The 21,078-nt window shown below is 72.7% G+C and carries 2 protein-coding genes; both read left to right on the forward strand.

What is annotated here, in order from left to right; all coding sequences use genetic code 11:
- Positions 1-804, forward strand: an 804-nt coding sequence (locus ACFVHV_RS22760; RefSeq protein ID WP_380353014.1) for a phosphopantetheine-binding protein, incomplete at its 5' end; no start/stop codon positions are given.
- Positions 804-21,014 (forward strand): non-ribosomal peptide synthase/polyketide synthase, encoded by a 20,211-nt coding sequence (locus ACFVHV_RS22765; protein ID WP_380353016.1) that lies wholly within the window; start codon positions 804-806, stop codon positions 21,012-21,014. The genes ACFVHV_RS22760 and ACFVHV_RS22765, both read left to right, overlap by 1 nt.
- Positions 21,015-21,078: the final 64 nt, after the last annotated feature.

The following is a 21,078-nucleotide window of genomic DNA, read 5'->3' on the forward strand; positions in this document are numbered from 1 at the left end:
CGTCCGGTTCCGGTGGGTGCGGCGGGTGAGTTGTACATCGCCGGTGTCCAGCTGGCGCGCGGCTACCTGGGCCGTCCGGACCTGACGGCGGAGCGCTTCGTCGCCTGCCCGTTCGGTTCGGTCGGGGAGCGGATGTACCGCACCGGCGACCTGGCCCGCTGGCGCGCCGACGGCACGCTGGAGTACCTGGGCCGCACCGACGACCAGGTCAAGGTGCGCGGCTACCGCATCGAGCTGGGCGAGATCGAGTCCGCGCTGCTCGGCCGGCCCGGTATCGCGCAGGGTGTGGTGATCGTCCGCGAGGACGTTTCGGGCGACAAGCGGCTGACGGCCTACGTCGTCCCGGCCACCGGTGCCGAGGTGGACACGGCCGAGGTCAGGACGGCCCTGGCCGCCGTCCTGCCCGACTACATGGTCCCCTCCGCCGTCATCGCCCTGGACGCTCTGCCGCTGACCGTCAACGGCAAGCTCGACCGCCGCGCCCTCCCGGCCCCCGACCGCACGGCGGAGCTGGAGGCCTCCTACCGCGCGCCGAGGACGCCCGAGGAGACGCTCCTGTGCGAGGCGTTCGCCGAGGTCCTCGGTCTGGAGCGGGTCGGCATCGACGACAGCTTCTTCGAACTCGGCGGGCACTCGCTGCTGGCCACCCGGCTGGTCAGCCGGATCCGTTCCGCCCTGGAGGTCGAACTGCCTCTCAGGGCGATCTTCGAGAGCCCCACCGTGGCGGGCCTTTCGTCCCACATCAACCGTCCCAAGCGCACCAGGCCCGCCCTGCGTCGTCGCACCAGGCAGGAGGAGATCTGATGATCCCGTTGTCCTACGCTCAGCAGCGGCTGTGGTTCCTCGGGCAGTTGGAGGGGCCGAGCGACACGTACAACATCTCGCTCCCCCTGCGCCTGCGGGGAGCCCTGGACCGTGAGGCCCTGCGGGACGCCCTGAGGGACGTGGTGGAGCGCCACGAGGTCCTCCGCACCGTCTTCCCGGCCAAGGACGGCAAGCCGCACCAGAAGGTCCTGGCCGCCGAGTCGGCCCGGATCGACCTGCCGGTGACCGAGGTGGACGCCGCGGACCTGCCGGCGGCGCTGGCCGCGGCCGCCCGGCACACCTTCGACCTGGAGCACGACATCCCGTTCCGGGCCTGGCTGTTCGCCACCGCGCCGGACGACCACGCGCTGATCGTCGTGATGCACCACATCGCGAGCGACGGATGGTCGAGGGGCCCGCTCGCACGGGACCTCTCCGTCGCCTACGCGGCGCGCCGGGGCGGGCGGGCCCCCGAGTGGGAGCAGCTGGAGGTCCAGTACGCCGACTACACCTTCTGGCAGCAGGACGTGCTCGGCGCCGACGAGGATCCGGAGAGCCTCCTCAACGAGCAGCTGGCGCACTGGCGCCAGGCGCTCGCGGGCATGCCGCACGAGCTGGAACTCCCGGTCGACCGGCCGCGTCCCACCCGCGCCTCGCACGTGGGCGGCGTGGTCGACCTGACCGTGCCCGCCGGGCTCCACGAGCGACTGGTGCGGACCGCGAAGGCCGAGGGGGCCACCGTCTTCATGGCGGCGCAGGCGGCCCTCGCCGTCCTGCTGTCGCGGCTCGGGGCCGGGAACGACATCCCGATCGGCGTGCCGATCGCCGGGCGCCTGGACGAGGCCCTGCACGACCTGGTCGGCCTGTTCGTCAACACGCTGGTGCTCCGGGCGCGGGTCGCCGACGAGGCCACCTTCCGGGACCTGCTCCGGCAGGTCCGGGAGACGTCGCTGGAGGCGTTCTCCCACCAGGACCTGCCGTTCGAGCGCCTGGTGGAGGACCTGGCGCCGGCCCGCTCGATGTCCCGGCACCCGCTGTTCCAGGTGACCCTGAGCGTCCAGAACAACGCGGACGCGGAGCTGCGGCTGCCCGGCCTGGAGGCCGAGCCGCTGAGCGGCGACCAGCGTCCGGCCAAGTTCGACCTCGACGTCCAGCTCGCCGAGCGCTTCGACGCCCAGGGCCGGCCCGCCGGTCTGGCCGGCAGCATCACCTACGCCGCCGACCTGTTCGACGAGGCGACCGTCGAGGCGATGGCGGAGCGGTTCGTCCAGGTCCTCGACTCGGCGCTCTCGGACCCCGACCGGCCGCTCGGCCTGCTGGAGGTGACGAGCCCGGCCGAGCGCCACCGCCTGCTGGACGCGTGGCACACCCCCGCGCGCGGCACCCGGCCGGCGGCGACCCTGCCGGCGCTCTTCGCGGCGCAGGTCGAGCGGACGCCCGACGCCGTCGCCGCGGTCCTCGGCGACGCCCGGCTCACCTACGCGGAACTCGCCGAGCGCTCGGACGCGCTGGCCGCCCTGCTGGTCCGGCACGGCGTCGGGCCCGAGACCTCCGTCGCGGTCTGCCTGGAACGCTCGCTCGACCTGGTCGTGGCCCTGCTCGCCGTGCTGAAGGCCGGCGGCGCCTACCTGCCGGTCGACCCGGCCTCGCCGTCGGACCGCATCAGCTTCGTGTTCGCGGACTGCGCCCCCGCCCTGGTGATCACCTCCACCGCGTCGGCGGGAGCGGTCGCGCACGAGGAGGCCGTCCGCCGGGTGGTCCTGGACGACCCGGAGACCCTCGCGCGGCTGTCCGCCGGCAAGGGCGACGTGCCGCTGCCGGCCGAGGTCCCCGGCGCGCTGTCCCCGGCGAACACCGCGTACATCATCTACACCTCGGGCTCGACGGGCCGCCCCAAGGGCGTCGTCGTCCCGCACGGGAACGTGGTGCGCCTGCTCGACGAGACCCAGCCGTGGTTCGAGTTCGGCGCCGACGACGTGTGGACCTGGTTCCACTCCTTCGCCTTCGACTTCTCGGTGTGGGAGCTGTGGGGCCCGCTGCTCCACGGCGGCCGTCTGGTCGTCGTGCCGGTCGAGGTGTCCAGGTCGCCGGTGGAGTTCCTGCGCCTGCTGGCGGACGAGGGCGTGACCGTCCTCAACCAGACGCCGTCCGCTTTCTACCAGCTGGCCCAGGCCGAGGCCCGGCACCCGGACCTCGGGTCCGAACTGCGGCTGCGCACTGTCGTGTTCGGCGGCGAGGCGCTCGACACCGGCCGCCTGCGCGAGTGGTACGCGCGGCATCGGGACGACGCCCCGCGACTCGTCAACATGTACGGCATCACCGAGACCACCGTGCACGTGAGCCACCTCCGGCTCGACCGGTCGACGGCCGTCGAGGGCTCCCTGGGCAGCCCGATCGGCGAGGGCATCCCCGGACTGCGCGTCTACGTGCTGGACGCCGGACTGCGGCCGGCGCCGGTCGGCGTGCCGGGCGAGATGTACGTCGCGGGCGACCAGCTGGCGCGGGGCTACCTGAACCGTCCGGGGCTGACGGCGGAGCGGTTCGTGGCCTGCCCGTTCGGCGAGGCGGGCGCAAGGATGTACCGCACCGGGGACCTGGCGCGTTGGCGCGCCGACGGCACGCTGGAGTACCTGGGCCGCACCGACGACCAGGTGAAGATCCGCGGCTTCCGCATCGAGCTGGGCGAGATCGAGGCCGCCCTGCTCGGTCGGGCGGGTGTCGCCCAGGCGGCGGTGATCGTCCGCGAGGACGTCCCCGGCGACAAGCGGCTGACCGGCTACGTGGTGCCCGACCCGGGCGCGGAGGTCGACACCTCCGTGCTGCGGGGCGCCCTCGCGACGATGCTGCCGGAGTACATGGTCCCGTCCGCGGTCGTGGTGCTGGAGACGCTGCCGCTGACGGTCAACGGCAAGCTGGACCGCCGCGCCCTGCCGGCGCCGGACCGGGGGGCGCTGCTGGAGGCGTCCTACCGGGCGCCGCGCACCGCGGACGAGGAACTGACCTGTGAGGTGTTCGCCGAGGTCCTCGGCGTGGAGCGGGTCGGCATCGACGACAACTTCTTCGAGCTGGGCGGGCACTCGCTGCTGGCGGTGACGCTGGTCGAGCGGCTGCGCTCGCGCGGGCTGCCGGTGTCGGTGAAGGCGCTGTTCCAGGCGCCGACGCCCGCCGGGCTGTCGGCGGCCGACGAGGCCGCCCGGGCGTTCGTGGTGCCGGAGAACCGGATCCCGGACGGCGCGACCGCGCTGACCCCGGACATGATCACGCTGGCCGAGCTGAGCCCGGCGGACCTCGACCGGATCGTGGAGCAGGTCCCCGGTGGTGCGGCGAACGTCGCCGACGTCTACCCGCTGGCGCCGTTGCAGGAGGGGATCTTCTTCCACCACCTGCTGGACGCGGAGCAGGGCCGTGACGTCTACATCCTGCCGACCGTGCTGGCCTTCGACTCGCGGGAGCGGGTCGACGCGTTCGTGTCGGCGCTGCAGGCGGTGGTGGACCGCCACGGCATCCTGCGGACGGCGGTGCTGTGGGAGAACCTGCCCCAGCCGCTCCAGGTCGTCCTGCGCCGGGCGACCCTGCCCGTTCACGAGGTCACGCTGTCCGGTGGCTCCGGTGGCTCCGGTGGCTCCCGTGACGCGGGCGACTCCGGCGATGACGCGGTGGCCCGACTGCTGGCGGCCTGCCCGCCGTCGATGGACATCCGGCGTGCCCCGATGGCCGATCTGACGATTGCTCAGGACGCCCCCGGTGGGCGGTGGTTGATGGCCCTGCGCAGTCACCACCTCACCCGCGACCACACCGCGCTGGAGATCCTGCTGGACGAGGTGCGCGCGCACCTGGAGCAGGACGTCCAGCGGCTGCCGGAGCCGGCGCCGTACCGCGACTTCGTCGCCCACGCGCGCCTGGCCGTCAGCGCCGAGCAGCACCGCGCCTACTTCGAGCGGGCACTCGGCGACGTCGAGGAGCCGACCGCACCCTACGGAGTGCTGGACACCCACGGCGACGGCAGCGGCACCGGCGAGTCGATCGTCGAACTGTCCGACGGGCTCGCGGAGCGCGTTCGCGAGCAGGCCCGCCGCCACGGCGTCAGCGCCGCGGCGTTCTTCCACCTGGCCTGGGCCCGCGTCGCCGCGGCCACGACCGGCCAGACCCACCCCGTGTTCGGAACCGTGCTGCTCGGCCGGATGGACGCCGGGGGCACCGCGCACCGGACCCCCGGGCTGTACATCAACACCCTGCCGATCCGGATCGACGCCACCCGGCCGCTGGACGCCGGACTGCGCGCCGTCCAGGTCCAGTTGGGCGAGCTGCTGCGGCACGAGCACGCCCCGCTGACCCTCGCCCAGCAGGCCACCGGAGTCCCCGCGCAGAGCCCGCTGTTCACCTCGCTCCTCAACTACCGCCACAGCCCCGGCGCCGCGAACGAGGGCACCGGCCTCGCCGGGATCCGGGTGCTGTACGGGCACGAGCGGACCAACTACCCGCTCACCGTGTCGGTGGACGACACCGTCGTCGGCTTCCGGCTCTCCGTGCAGGCCGTTCCCGCGATCGACCCGGACGTGGTGTGCGGTCTGCTGCACACCGCCGTCGAGAACCTGGCCGCAGAGCTGGAGCAGGACTCCCGGACCCCGCTCGACCGCATCCCCGTCCTCGACGACCGGCAGCGCGACCGGCTGCTGACCGCCTGGAACGACACCGCCTCCGACGTCCCGGCCGCGACCCTGCCCGAGCTCTTCGAGGCGCAGGCCGCCCGCACCCCGGAGGCCGTCGCCCTGGTCGCCGCAGGCGAGAGCCTGACGTACGCCGAGCTGAACGCGCGGGCCAACCGCCTGGCGCACCTGCTGGCGGCCGACGGCGTCGGCCCGGAGCACCTGGTGGCCGTGTGCCTGCCGCGGTCGGCCGAGCTGGTCGTGTCGCTGCTGGCCGTCTCCAAGACGGGCGCCGCCTACCTGCCGCTCGACCCGGACTACCCGGTCGAGCGCCTGGCGACGACCCTGGCCGACGGCCGTCCCACCGCCCTGGTCACCGACAGCGTGACGACGGACGAGGCCCTGACGGCGGACGCGGGCGTCCGGCGGATCGACCTGGACGCGCCGGAGACCGCCAACGCCCTTGGTGCGCAGCCGGTTTCGAACCCGGAGCGCCCCGGCCACCGCCCGGAGAACCCGGCCTACGTCATCTTCACCTCCGGCTCCACCGGCCGCCCCAAGGGCGTCGTCCTCCCGCACTCCGCGCTGAACAACTTCCTCGCGGCGATGAACCACCGCCTGCGGGTCACCGAGCACGACCGCCTGCTGGCCGTCACCACCATCGGCTTCGACATCGCCGGACTCGAACTGCACCTTCCGCTGGTGTCCGGCGCCGCCGTGGTCCTCGCCGACCGCGACGAGGTCCGCGACCCGGACGCCCTGCGCGCCCTCCTCGGGCGCGAGGCCGTCACCGTCATGCAGGCCACGCCCAGTCTGTGGCGGGCCCTGGCGGACGACGACGTCCTGCGGTCCGTCCGGGTCCTGGTCGGCGGCGAGGCGCTCCCCGGCGAGCTCGCCCGCACCCTGGCGGGCACCGCCGCCTCCGTCACCAACCTGTACGGCCCGACCGAGACGACCATCTGGTCCACGGCCTCGGAGGTCTCGGCGGACACCCCGGTCTCCATCGGCCGGCCCATCCTCAACACCCGGGTGTACGTGCTGGACGCGGCGCTGCGACCGGTGCCGGTGGGCGTGGCGGGCGAGCTGTACATCGCCGGCAGCGGCCTGGCACGCGGCTACCTGAACCGCGCCGGCCTGACCGCGGAGCGGTTCGTGGCCTGCCCGTTCGGTGAGGCGGGCGCAAGGATGTACCGCACCGGCGACCTGGTGCGCTGGCGCGAGGACGGCACGCTGGAGTACCTGCGCCGTACGGACGACCAGGTGAAGGTGCGCGGCTACCGCATCGAGCTGGGTGAGATCGAGTCCGCCCTGCTCGGCCGGGCGGGCGTCTCCCAGGCCGTCGCGGTCGTCCGCGAGGACGTCCCGGGCGACAAGCGCATCGTCGCCTACGTCGTCCCGGCCGTGGACGCGGCCGTGGATGCCGGCGTACTGCGGGACGCGCTCGCGGTGACGCTCCCCGACTACATGGTCCCGTCCGCCGTGGTCGTGCTGGACGAGCTGCCGCTGACCGCGAACGGAAAGATCAACCGCCGGGGCCTGCCGGCACCGGACCGGTCGGCGCTGCCGGAGGCGTCCTACCGGGCGCCGCGCACCGCGGACGAGGAACTGCTCTGCGAGGTGTTCGCCGAGGTCCTCGGGCTGGAGCGGGTCGGCATCGACGACAACTTCTTCGAGCTGGGTGGTCACTCCCTGCTGGCGGTGACGCTGGTGGAGCGGCTGCGCTCGCGCGGCCTGCAGGTGTCGGTGAAGGCGCTGTTCCAGACGCCGACCCCGCTCGGACTGGCGGCCGTGGACGCGGGCCAGGCGTTCGTGGTGCCGGAGAACCGGATCCCGGACGGCGCGACCGCTCTCACCCCGGACATGATCACGCTGGCCGAGGTCACCGAGGACGATCTCGCGCGGATCGTGGAGCAGGTCCCGGGCGGTGCGGCGAACGTCGCCGACGTCTACCCGCTGGCTCCACTGCAGGAGGGCATCTTCTTCCACCACCTCCTGGACGCCGACGAGGGACGTGACATCTACGTCTTCCCGACGGTGCTGGCCTTCGACTCGCGGGAGCGGGTCGACGGATTCGTGTCGGCGCTGCAGTCGGTGGTGGACCGGCACGACATCCTGCGGACGGCCGTGCTCTGGGAGGGGCTCTCCCAGCCGCTCCAGGTCGTCCTGCGGCAGGCGCCGCTGGCCGTCTCCGAGATCGCCCTGGCGGCGGGTGCCGACGCCGGTGCCGGCGCCGGTGGCGATGTCGTGACGCAGCTGCTGGCGGCCTGCCCGTCCGCGATGGACGTCCGACGGGCACCCCTGATCGATCTGACGATCACTCAGGACATCGATGGTGGGCGGTGGTTGATCGCTCTGCGCAGCCACCACCTGATCCGTGACCACCAGGCGCTGGAGATCCTGCTGGACGAGGTGCGCGCGCACCTGGAGCAGGACGTCCAGCGGCTGCCGGCCCCGGCGCCGTACCGCGACTTCGTCGCCCACGCGCGCCTGGCCGTCAGCGCCGAGCAGCACCGCGCGTACTTCGAGCGGGCGCTCGGTGACGTCGAGGAGCCGACCGCGCCGTACGGCGTTCTGGACACCCACGGCGACGGCACCGACGCCGGCGAGTCGATCGCCGAACTGTCGGACGAGCTGGCCGGCCGGGTCCGCGAGCAGGCGCGTCGCCACGGCGTGAGCGCCGCCGCGTTCTTCCACCTGGCCTGGGCGCGGGTCGCGGCGGCGACGACGGGGCAGACGCATCCGGTGTTCGGCACCGTGCTGCTCGGCCGGATGGACGCCGGGGACACGGCGAGCCGCACCCCGGGTCTGTACATCAACACCCTGCCGATCCGCATCGACGCCACCCAGCGGTTGAGCACCGGACTGCGGGCGGCGCAGGTGCAGTTGGGCGAGCTGCTGACCCATGAGCACGCCCCGCTGACCCTGGCGCGGCAGGCGACCAGCCTGCCGGCGCAGAGCCCGCTGTTCACCTCTCTCCTCAACTACCGTCGCACCGCCGCCACCGGCGGGGTCGGCGGGGTCGGCGGTGGAACCGCGCGGACGATCGCCGGGATCCAGCTGCTCCGCGCTCAGGAGCGGACGAACTACCCGTTGACGGTGTCGGTGGACGACACCGGTGTCGGGTTCCGGTTCACGGTGCAGGCGTGCGCTCCGATGGACTCGGACGTGGTCTGCGGTCTGCTGTGCACGGCGGTGGAGAACCTGGTCGGCGGGCTGGAGCGGGATTCCGCCTCTTCGCTGGATCTGGTTCCCGTTCTGGACGACGGGCAGCGGGAGTTGGTGCTGCGTGGCTGGAACGACACCGTGCGTGAGGTGCCGGTGGGGACGCTGCCGGGGCTGTTCGAGGCGCAGGTGGCGCGGACGCCGGATGCCACGGCTGTGGTGTTCGGCGGTGGTGCGGCGCGTGAGGTCGTGTCGTACGCGGAGTTGAACGAGCGGGCGAACCGCTTGGCGCACCTGCTGGTCGAGGGCGGTGTCGGCGCCGAGGATCTGGTGGCGGTGTGTCTGCCGCGCTCGACCGAGCTGGTGGTGTCGTTGCTGGCGATCGGGAAGGCGGGGGCGGCGTATCTGCCGCTGGACCCGGACTATCCGGCGGAGCGTCTGGCCTCCACTCTGGAGGACGGCCGTCCGACCGCCCTGGTCACCGACAGTGTGACGATGGGCGGGGAGCTGGCGGCTGGTGTCCGGCGGATCGACCTGGACGATGCCGAGACCGTCAACGCCCTTGGCGTGCAGGCGGTTTCGAACCCGGAGCGGGTGGGTCATGGCCCGCAGAGCCCGGCGTACGTGATCTACACCTCGGGGTCGACGGGTCGTCCGAAGGGTGTGGTGGTCGCGCACGACGGTGTGGTGAACCGTTTGGCGTGGATGCAGGACGACTACCGGCTGACGTCGTCGGATCGGGTGCTGCAGAAGACTCCGGTCGGGTTCGACGTCTCCGTGTGGGAGTTCTTCTGGCCGCTGACCACCGGCGCCACCCTGGTGGTCGCACGTCCGGACGGTCATCGCGATCCGGCGTACCTGGCGGAGGTGATCCGTGCGGAGGGTGTGACGGTCACGCACTTCATTCCGTCGATGATGCAGGTGTTCCTGCTGGAGCCGGCCGCGCGGACCTGTACTTCGCTGCGGGCGGTGTTCGCGAGTGGTGAGGCGTTGTCGCCGGAGTTGCGCGACGCTTTCCTGCGGGATGTTGGTGTTCCGCTGCACAACTTGTACGGGCCGACGGAGGCGTCGATCGACGTCACTGCCTGGGAGTGTGTGCCGGGGACGGCGACGGTGCCGATCGGCGGCCCGGTCGGTAACACCCGGGTGTATGTGCTGGACGCGGCGCTGCGGCCGGTTCCGGTCGGTGTTCCCGGCGAGTTGTACCTCGCCGGTGTGCAGTTGGCGCGTGGGTATCTGAACCGTCCGGGGCTGACGGCGGAGCGGTTCGTGGCCTGCCCGTTCGGTTCGGCTGGGGAGCGGATGTACCGCACCGGCGACCTGGCGCGTTGGCGAGAGGACGGCACGCTCGACTACCTGGGCCGGACCGACGACCAGGTGAAGGTGCGCGGTTACCGGATCGAGCTGGGCGAGATCGAAGCGGCGGTGCTCGGTCAGTCGGGTGTCGCCCAGGCCGCCGTGATCGTCCGCGAGGACGTCCCGGGTGACAAGCGCATCGCCGCCTATGTCGTCCCGGCCGTGGACGCGGAGGTGGATGCCGTTGCACTGCGGGATGCGCTCGCGACGACGCTTCCCGACTACATGGTCCCGTCCGCGATCATGGCGCTGGACGAGCTTCCGCTGACGGTCAACGGCAAGCTGGACCGCCGCGCTCTGCCGGCTCCCGAGATCACCGCGATCCAGGAGGCCTACCGAGCGCCGCGTACGGCGGACGAGGAACTGCTCTGCGAGGTGTTCGCCGAGGTCCTGGGCCTGCCCCAGGTGGGCATCGACGACAACTTCTTCGAACTCGGCGGCCACTCCCTGCTGGCGGTCACCCTGGTCGAGCGGCTGCGCTCGCGCGGCCTCCAGGTCTCGGTGCGGGCGCTCTTCCAGGCCCCGACGGCGGCCGGACTCGCGGCCGTCGACACCGGCCAGGCGTTCGTGGTGCCGGAGAACCGGATCCCGGACGGCGCCACCGCCCTCACCCCGGACATGGTCACGCTGGCCGAGGTCGCCGAGGACGATCTCGCGCGGATCGTGGAGCAGGTCCCCGGTGGTGCGGCGAACGTCGCCGACATCTATCCGCTGGCGCCGCTGCAGGAGGGGATCTTCTTCCATCACCTGCTGGACGCGGAGCAGGGCCGTGACGTCTACATCTTGCCGACCGTGCTGGCCTTCGACTCCCGCGAGCGCGTCGACGCGTTCGTGTCGGCGCTGCAGGCGGTGGTGGACCGCCACGGCATCCTGCGGACGGCCGTGCTGTGGGAGAACCTGCCCCAGCCGCTCCAGGTCGTCCTGCGCCGGGCGACTCTGCCCGTCCACGAGGTCACGCTCTCCCGTGACTCGCATGGCTCCGGCGATGACGCGGTGGCCCGGCTGCTGGCGGCCTGCCCGCCGTCGATGGACATCCGCCGTGCGCCCATGGTCGACCTGACGATCGCTCAGGACACCGTCGGTGATCGGTGGTTGATGGCTCTGCGCAGTCACCACCTCACCCGCGACCACCAGGCCCTGGAGATCCTCTTCGACGAGGTGCGCGCGCACCTGGAGCACGAGGAGGACCGCCTGCCCGAGCCAGCGCCGTACCGCGACTTCGTCGCGCACGCGCGCCTGGCCGTCACCGCCGACCAGCACCGCGCGTACTTCGAGCGGGCGCTCGGTGACGTCGAGGAGCCGACCGCGCCGTACGGAGTGCTGGATACCCACGGCGACGGCACCGACGCCGGTGAGTCGATCGTCGAGCTGTCGGCCGAACTGGCCGAGCGCGTCCGCGAACAGGCTCGTCGGCACGGCGTGAGCGCCGCGGCGTTCTTCCACCTGGCCTGGGCCCGCGTCGCGGCCGCGACGACCGGCCAGACGCACCCCGTGTTCGGCACGGTGCTGCTCGGCCGGATGGATGCCGGTGACACGGCGAGCCGCACCCCGGGTCTGTACATCAACACCCTGCCGATCCGGATCGACGCCACCCGGCCGCTGGTGGCGGGTCTGAAGGTGGCGCAGCAGCAGCTGGGTGAGCTGCTGCGGCACGAGCACGCCCCGCTGACCCTCGCCCAGCAGGTGACCGGCGTCCCCGCCCAGAGCCCGTTGTTCACCTCGCTCCTCAACTACCGCCACAGTGTGCCCAGTTCTCACCCCGACCAGCAGGGCGTGCCCGGAATCGGGACCACGGGCATCGACATCGTGTACGCCTCGGAGCGGACGAACTACCCGTTGACGGTGTCGGTGGACGACACCGGTGTCGGATTCCGGTTCACGGTGCAGGCGTGTGCGCCGATGGACTCCGACGTGGTCTGCGGTCTGCTGTGCACGGCGGTGGAGAACCTGGTCGGCGGGCTGGAGGAGGACTCCGCCGCCACGCTCGACCGGATCGCCGTTCTCGATGCCGGGCAGCGGGAGTTGGTGCTGCGCGGCTGGAACGACACCGCGCGTGAGCTGCCGGCCGCGACGCTGCCGGGGCTCTTCGAGGCGCAGGCGGCGCGGACGCCGGACGCCACGGCCGTGGTGTTCGGCAGCGGTGCGGCCCGCGAGGTCGTGTCGTACGCGGAGTTGAACGAGCGGGCGAACCGCCTGGCGCACCTGCTGGTCGAGGGCGGTGTCGGCCCCGAGCACCTGGTGGCCGTCTGCCTGCCGCGCTCGACCGAGCTGGTGGTGTCGTTGCTGGCGATCGGCAAGGCCGGGGCGGCGTATCTGCCGCTGGACCCGGACTACCCGGACGACCGTCTGGCCTCCACCCTGGAGGACGGTCGCCCGACCGTCCTGGTCACCGACAGCGTGACGATGGACGGGGCCCCGGCAGCGGCGGCGGGCGTCCGGCGGATCGATCTGGACGCGCCGGAGACCGCCAACGCGCTTGGTGCGCAGCCGGTTTCGAACCCGGAGCGCCCCGGCCACCGCCCGGAGAGCCCGGCGTACGTCATCTACACCTCCGGTTCCACCGGTCGCCCCAAGGGCGTGGTGATCTCCCACCAGGGGATCGTCAACCGCCTTTCCTGGGGGCAGCAGGACTACCGGCTGACGCCGTCGGACCGGGTGCTGCAGAAGACCCCGGTCGGGTTCGACGTCTCCGTCTGGGAGTTCTTCTGGCCGCTGACCACCGGCGCGACGCTCGTCGTCGCACGCCCGGACGGCCACCGTGACCCCGCGTACCTGGCGGAGGTGATCCGCGCGGAGGGCGTGACCGTCGCGCACTTCATCCCGTCGATGATGCAGGTGTTCCTGCTGGAGCCGGCCGCGCGGACCTGCACGTCTCTGCGGGCGGTGTTCGCCAGCGGCGAGGCTCTGTCGCCGGAACTGCGGGACGCGTTCCTGCGGGACATGGGCATCCCGCTGCACAACCTCTACGGCCCCACCGAGGTGTCCATCGAGGTCACCGCCTGGGAGTGCGTGCCGGGGACGGCGACCGTGCCGATCGGCGGCCCGGTCGGCAACACCCGGGCCTACGTGCTGGACGCCGCCCTGCGTCCGGTGCCGGCCGGTGTGGCGGGCGAGCTGTACATCGCCGGTGTGCAGCTGGCACGCGGGTACCTGAACCGCCCGGGGCTGACGGCGGAGCGCTTCGTCGCCTGTCCGTTCGGCGGTGCGGGGGACCGGATGTACCGCACGGGTGACCTCGCCCGTTGGCGAGAGGACGGCACGATCGACTACCTGGGCCGCACCGACGACCAGGTGAAGGTGCGCGGTTACCGGATCGAGCTGGGCGAGATCGAAGCCGGCCTGCTCGGTCAGCCGGGTGTCGCCCAGGCGGCCGTGATCGTCCGTGAGGACGTCCCCGGTGACAAGCGCATCGCCGCCTACGTGGTGCCCGCCGCCGGTGCGGAGATCGACACCACCGAGATCCGGGCCGGGCTGGGCGCCGTCCTGCCCGAGTACATGGTCCCGTCCGCGATCATGGTGCTGGACGCGCTCCCGCTGACGGTCAACGGCAAGCTGGACCGCCGGGCACTCCCGGTGCCGGACCGCACGGAGCTGCTGGAGTCGTCCTACCGGGCGCCGCGCACGGCGGACGAGCAGCTGCTCAGCGAGGTGTTCGCCGAGGTCCTGGGTCTGCCCCAGGTCGGCATCGACGACAACTTCTTCGAGCTGGGCGGCCACTCCCTGCTGGCGGTGACGCTGGTGGAGCGACTGCGGGCGAGCGGTCTGCCGGTGTCGGTGAAGGCGCTGTTCCAGGCCCCGACGCCGGCGGCGCTGGCCGCCGTCGACGCCGGTCAGGCCTTCGTGGTGCCGGAGAACCGGATCCCGAGCGACGCGACCGTCCTCACCCCGGACATGGTCACGCTGGCCGAGCTGACCCAGGCGGACCTCGACCGTCTGGTGGATCAGGTCCCCGGTGGTGCGGCGAACGTCGCGGACGTCTACCCGCTGGCGCCGCTGCAGGAGGGCATCTTCTTCCACCACCTCCTGGACGCCGACCAGGGCCGCGACGTCTACATCGTCCCGGTCGTTCTGGGCTTCGACTCGCGCGGGCGCATGGACGACTTCGTCGCCGCGCTCCAGCACGTCGTCGACCGGCACGACATCCTGCGGACGGCCGTGCTGTGGGAGAACCTGCCCCAGCCGCTCCAGGTCGTCCTGCGGCAGGCCCCGGTGGCGGTCGAGGAGATCGCCCTCACCGGGGACCCGGGCGAGGACGCGGTGGCCCGGCTGCTGGCGGCCTGCCCGCCCTCGATGGACATCCGCCGTGCCCCGATGATGCGGCTCGTCGTCGCGGCCGATCCGGGCCGGGACCGCTGGCTGATGGCCCTGCAGAGCCACCACCTGATCCGGGACCACCAGGCGCTGGAGATCCTCTTCGACGAGGTGCGGGCGCACCTGGAGCAGGAGGAGGACCGCCTGCCGGAGCCGGCGCCGTACCGCGACTTCGTGGCGCACGCCCGGCTGGCTGTCACGGCCGGCCAGCACCGTGCGTTCTTCGAGCGGGCGCTCGGGGAGGTGGAGGAGCCGACGGCGCCGTACGGTGTGCTGGACACGCACGGCGACGGCAGCGAGGCCGGGGAGGCCGTGGTCGATCTCTCCGGTGAACTGGCCCACCGGGTGCGCGAGTTGGCGCGCCGGTACGGTGTGAGTGCGGCGGCGTTCTTCCACCTGGCTTGGGCGCGGGTCGCGGCGGCGACGACGGGGCAGACGCATCCGGTGTTCGGCACCGTGCTGTTCGGCCGGATGGACGCCGGGGACACGGCGAGCCGGACCCCGGGTCTGTACATCAACACCCTGCCGATCCGCATCGACGCGACCCAGTCGCTGCTGGCGGGGCTGAAGGTGACCCAGCAGCAGCTGGGCGAGCTGCTGCGGCACGAGCACGCCCCGCTGACCCTCGCCCAGCAGGCCACCGGCGTCCCGGCGCAGAGCCCGCTGTTCACCTCGCTCCTCAACTACCGCCACAGCCGGACGGCCGACACCCATCAGACCGTCCTTGCCGGCGTCACCCCGCTGTTCGGGCAGGAGCGGACGAACTACCCGTTGACGGTGTCGGTGGACGACACCGGTGTCGGGTTCCGGCTCACGGTGCAGGCGTGCGCTCCGATGGACTCGGACGTGGTCTGCGGCCTGTTCGAGGCTCTGGTGGAGCGGCTCGCCGACGGACTGGAGCACGAGCCCGACCTGAAGCTCGACCAGGTCTCGGTGCTGGACGCCGGGCAGCGGGAGTTGGTGCTGCACGGGTGGAACGACACCGTGCGTGAGGTGCCGGTGGGGACGCTGCCGGGGCTGTTCGAGGCGCAGGTGGCGCGGACGCCGGATGCGGACGCGGTGGTGTTCGGCAGTGGTGCGGCGCGTGAGGTCGTGTCGTACGCGGAGTTGAACGAGCGGGCGAACCGCTTGGCGCACCTGCTGGTTGAGGCCGGCGTTGGGCCGGAGCACCTGGTGGCGGTGTGTCTTCCGCGCTCGGTCGAGCTGGTCGTGTCGCTGGTGGCGATCGGGAAGGCGGGGGCGGCGTATCTGCCGCTGGACCTGGACTACCCGGCGGAGCGCCTGGCCTCCACCCTGGAGGACGGCCGTCCGACGGTGCTGGTCACCGACAGTGTGACGATGGGCGGAGAGCTGGCGGCTGGTGTCCGGCGGATCGACCTGGACGATGCCGAGACCGTCAACGCCCTTGGCGTGCAGGCGGTTTCGAACCCGGAGCGGGCGGGTCATGGCCCGCAGAGCCCGGCGTACGTGATCTACACGTCCGGTTCCACCGGCCGCCCGAAGGGTGTGGTGGTCGCGCACGACGGTGTGGTGAACCGTTTGGCGTGGATGCAGGACGACTACCGGCTGACGTCGTCGGATCGGGTGCTGCAGAAGACTCCGGTCGGGTTCGACGTCTCCGTGTGGGAGTTCTTCTGGCCGCTGACCACCGGCGCCACCCTGGTGGTCGCACGTCCGGACGGGCACCGCGATCCGGCCTACCTGGCGGAGGTGATTCGTGCCGAGGGTGTGACGGTCACGCACTTCATTCCGTCGATGATGCAGGTGTTCCTGCTGGAGCCGGCCTCGCGGACCTGTACTTCGCTGCGGGCGGTGTTCGCGAGTGGTGAGGCGTTGTCGCCGGAGCTGCGCGACGCCTTCCTGCGGGATGTGGGTGTTCCGCTGCACAACCTGTACGGCCCGACGGAGGCGTCGATCGACGTCACCGCCTGGGAGTGTGTCCCGGGGACGGCGACCGTGCCGATCGGCGGCCCCGTCGGCAACACCCGGGTGTACGTGCTGGATGCCGGGCTCAGGCCGGTTCCGGTCGGTGTGGCGGGCGAGTTGTACCTCGCCGGTGTTCAGCTGGCGCGCGGGTACCTGAACCGTCCGGGTCTGACGGCGGAGCGGTTCGTGGCCTGCCCGTTCGGCGAGGCGGGCGCAAGGATGTACCGCACCGGCGACCTCGCCCGTTGGCGCGAGGACGGCACCCTCGACTACCTGGGCCGGACCGACGACCAGGTGAAGGTGCGCGGTTACCGGATCGAGCTGGGCGAGATCGAAGCGGCGGTGCTCGGTCAGTCGGGTGTCGCCCAGGCCGCCGTGATCGTCCGCGAGGACGTCCCGGGCGACAAGCGCATCGCCGCCTACATCGTCCCCGCCGCCAATGCGGAGATCGATACCGCCGCCTTGCGCGGCACCCTCGCGACGGTGCTGCCGGAGTACATGGTCCCGTCCGCGATCGTGCTGCTGGACGCGCTCCCGCTGACCGTCAACGGCAAGCTCGACCGCCGCGCTCTCCCGGCCCCCGAGATCACCGCGATCCAGGAGGCCTACCGCGCGCCGCGCACGGCGGACGAGGAACTGCTCTGCGAGGTGTTCGCCGAGGTCCTGGGCCTGCCCCAGGTGGGCATCGACGACAACTTCTTCGAACTCGGCGGGCATTCGCTGCTGGCGGTCACCCTGGTCGAGCGCCTGCGCTCGCGCGGCCTCCAGGTGTCGGTGCGTGGACTGTTCCAGGTGCCGACGCCCGCCGGGCTGGCCGCCGCCGACACCGGCCGGGCCTTCGTGGTGCCGGAGAACCGGATCCCGAGCGACGCGACCGTCCTCACCCCGGACATGGTCACGCTGGCCGAGCTGAGCCAGGCGGACCTCGACCGGATCAGTGCGGCGGTCCCGGGCGGTGCGGCGAACGTCGCGGACGTCTACCCGCTGGCGCCGCTGCAGGAGGGGATCTTCTTCCACCACCTGCTGGACGCGGACCAGGGGCGCGACGTCTACATCGTTCCGGTCGTTCTGGGCTTCGACTCGCGGGAGCGCGTCGACGCGTTCGTGACCGCGCTTCAGCACGTCGTCGACCGGCACGACATCCTGCGGACGGCCGTGCTGTGGGAGAACCTGCCCCAGCCGCTCCAGGTCGTCCTGCGCCGGGCGACTCTGCCCGTCCACGAGGTCACGCTCTCCCGTGACTCGCATGGTTCCGGCGATGACGCGGTGGCCCGGCTGCTGGCGGCGTGCCCGCCCTCGATGGACATCGGCCGCGCACCCATGATCGACCTGACGATCAATCAGGACGATGAATCCGGGCAGTGGTTGATGGCTCTGCGCAGCCACCACCTCACCCGTGACCACCAGGCCCTGGAGATCCTCTTCGACGAGGTGCGCGCGCACCTGGAGCACGAGGAGGACCGCCTGCCCGAGCCGGCGCCGTACCGCGACTTCGTCGCGCACGCGCGCCTGGCGGTCACCGCCGACCAGCACCGCGCGTACTTCGAGCGGGCGCTCGGTGACGTCGAGGAGCCGACCGCGCCGTACGGCGTGCTCGACACCCATGGCGACGGCAGCGGCACCGGCGAGGCGGTGGTCGAGCTGTCGGACGAGCTGGCCGGCCGGGTCCGTGAGCAGGCGCGTCGTCACGGCGTCAGCGCGGCGGCGTTCTTCCACCTGGCCTGGGCCCGCGTCGCGGCCGCGACGACCGGCCAGACCCACCCCGTGTTCGGCACGGTGTTCCTGGGCCGGATGGACGCGGGAGGCACCGCGCACCGGACGCCGGGTCTGTACATCAACACCCTGCCGATCCGGATCGACGCGACCCGGGCGCTGGACGCCGGACTGCGGGCCGCGCAGGTGCAGTTGGGCGAGCTGCTGCGGCACGAGCACGCCCCGCTGACCCTCGCCCAGCAGGCCACCGGCCTGCCGGCGCAGAGCCCGCTGTTCACCTCGCTCCTCAACTACCGCCACAGCCCCGGCGCGACGGGCGAGGGCACCGGCCTCGCCGGGATCCGGGTGCTGTACGGGCACGAGCGGACCAACTACCCGCTGACGGCCTCGGTGGACGACACCGGTGCCGGCTTCCGGCTCTCGGTGCAGGCGGGTTCGCCGATCGACCCGGACGCGGTGTGCGGTCTGCTGCACACGGCGGTCGAGAACATGGTCGGCGCGCTGGAGCGGGACGCCGGTACGTCGCTGGAGCGGATTCCCGTCCTCGACGACCGGCAGCGCGACCGGCTGCTGACCGCGTGGAACGACACCGCCTCCGACGTTCCGGCCGCGACGGTCGGCGAGCTCTTCGAGGCCCAGGTGGAGCGGCTGCCGGAGGCGGTCGCGGTGGCCGCCGACGGGGCCGAGGTCTCCTACCGGGAGCTGGACGCCCGGGCGAACCGCCTGGCCAGGCTGCTGGTGTCGCGGGGCGTGGGCGCGGAGTCCGTGGTCGGCGTCTGCCTGGAGCGCGGGGTCGGGCTGATGGTCGCGCTGCTGGCGGTGGTCAAGGCCGGCGGTGCGTACATGCCGATCGACCCGGCGTACCCGGCGGACCGGATCGGCTACATGCTGGAGGACGCGAGGCCGGTGACGGTGCTGGCCTCGGCGGGCACGGTGTCGGCTCTGCCCGGTTCCGGCGCGCTGGTCCTGGACGCGCCGGAGACGGTGGCGGAGCTGGCCGGTCTGGGCGGCGGCGCGCTGGTGGACCGCGTGGTGCGGACCGCGGACGCGGCGTACGTGATCTACACCTCCGGGTCGACCGGTCGCCCCAAGGGCGTGCTGGTCTCCCACGCGGGTGTGGCGAGCCTGGTGGCCGGTCAGGTGCGGTACCTGGGGGTCGGCTCCGGGTCGAGGGTCGGGCAGTTCGCCTCGGCGGGCTTCGACACCTTCGGCTGGGAGTGGTTCATGGCCCTGCTGACCGGCGCGGCCCTGGTGGTGATCCCGCAGGACCGCCGCCTGGGCGAGGCCCTGCCGCACTTCCTGGCGGAGCAGCGGGTCACCCATGTGACGCTGCCGCCGGCCGTGCTGGCGACGCTGGACGAGCGGTCGATCGCCGACGACGTCGTCCTGGTGACCGCCGGTGAGGCCTGTCCGCCGGACGTGATGGCCCGCTGGATGCGCGACCACCGGGTGTTCAACTCGTACGGCCCGACCGAGACGACGGTGGACGCCACGATGTGGCCGTGCGATCCGTCGGCGGGCGTGGTGTCGATCGGTTCGCCGGTGGTCGACACCCGGGTGTTCGTGCTGGACGGGTTCCTCGCACCGGTTCCGGTCGGGGTGCCCGGCGAGATGTACGTGGCGGGTGCCGGCCTGGCCCGGGGCTACCTGGGCCGCCGGGGTCTGACGGCGGAGCGGTTCGTGGCCTGCCCGTTCGGTTCGGCCGGGGAGCGGATGTACCGCACCGGTGACCTGGCCCGCTGGCGCGAGGACGGGACGCTGGAGTACCTGGGCCGCACCGACGACCAGGTGAAGATCCGCGGCCACCGCATCGAGCTCGGCGAGATCGAGGCCGCCCTGCTCGGCCGGCCCGGGATCGCGCAGGCCACCGTGATCGTCCGCGAGGACGTCCCCGGTGACCGGCGCATCGCCGCCTACGTCGTCCCGGCCGTGGACGCGGCCGTGGCCGCGGAGGTGGACGTCGCCGAGGTCCGGGCCGGGCTGGGCGGGGTGCTGCCGGAGTACATGGTCCCGTCCGCGATCACGGTGCTGGACGCGCTGCCGCTGACGGTCAACGGCAAGCTGGACCGCCGTGCGCTGCCCGCGCCGGACCGGGCGGAGCTGCTGGAGGCGTCCTACCGGGCGCCGCGCACCGCGGACGAGCGGCTGGTCTGCGAGGTGTTCGCCGAGGTCCTGGGCCTGCCCCGGGTCGGCATCGACGACAACTTCTTCGAGCTGGGCGGGCATTCGCTGCTGGCGGTGACACTGGTCGACCGGCTGCGGTCGACGCTCGGGGTCACGGTGGGGGTCCGGAACCTCTTCGAGGGCCCCACGGTCGAGTCCCTGGTCCGGGGGCTGCGCCGGCCGGCGGGCGCGGAGGGGCTCAAGGTCCTGCTCCCGCTGCGCACGGGCGGCGAGCGGCCGCCGTTCTTCGCGGTGCACCCGGCCGGTGGTCTCAGCTGGTGCTACGCCCCGCTGACCGGGATCATGCCCGAGGAACGGCCGCTGTACGGCCTCCAGGCGCGCGGTCTGAGCGAGCCGGGCGCGTTGCCGGGTTCGGTCAAGGAGATGGCGGCGGACTACGTCGAGCAGGTCCGGGCGGTGCAGCCGAGCGGCCCGTACCACCTGCTGGGCTGGTCGCTGGGCGGTGTCGTCGCGCACGAGATGGCGGTGCAGCTGCAGGCCGTCGGCCAGGAGGTCGGCGCGCTGGTCGTGCTCGACGCCTACCCGTCGGTCACCGTGGACCAGGGCGTGGACGAGCCCGGGATCGAGGAGGTCGACTGGACCGACGCCGTCCTGCGGGTCGGCGAGCGCTTCGGCCTCGACCTCTCCGACGAGGAGCTGGCCGTGGCCGAGGGCGTCCGGGCGAACAACGTCGAGATCGCGACGGCGCACGTTCCGGGGACGTACCAGGGCGACCTGATCCACGTGGCGGCGCTGCTGGGCAAGCCGGCCGGGACGCCGCTCGGGGTCCGGTGGAAGCCGTACGTCACCGGCGAGGTGGCGCAGACGGCCCTGCCGTGCGGGCACCACGAGCTGGCCCGGCCGGAGGCGCTGCGGGCGGCCTGGGACGCGACGGGCCGGTGGCTGGAGGGCCCGGAGGGTCTGGAGGGTTAGGACCCGGCAGGAAGCACCGGGAAGAGCAGGAGGCACCGAGGGGCCCGCCGGACGACCGGCGGGC

This window comes from Kitasatospora sp. NPDC127116 (assembly GCF_042677365.1).
Classification (GTDB): Bacteria; Actinomycetota; Actinomycetes; order Streptomycetales; family Streptomycetaceae; genus Kitasatospora; species Kitasatospora lactacystinica.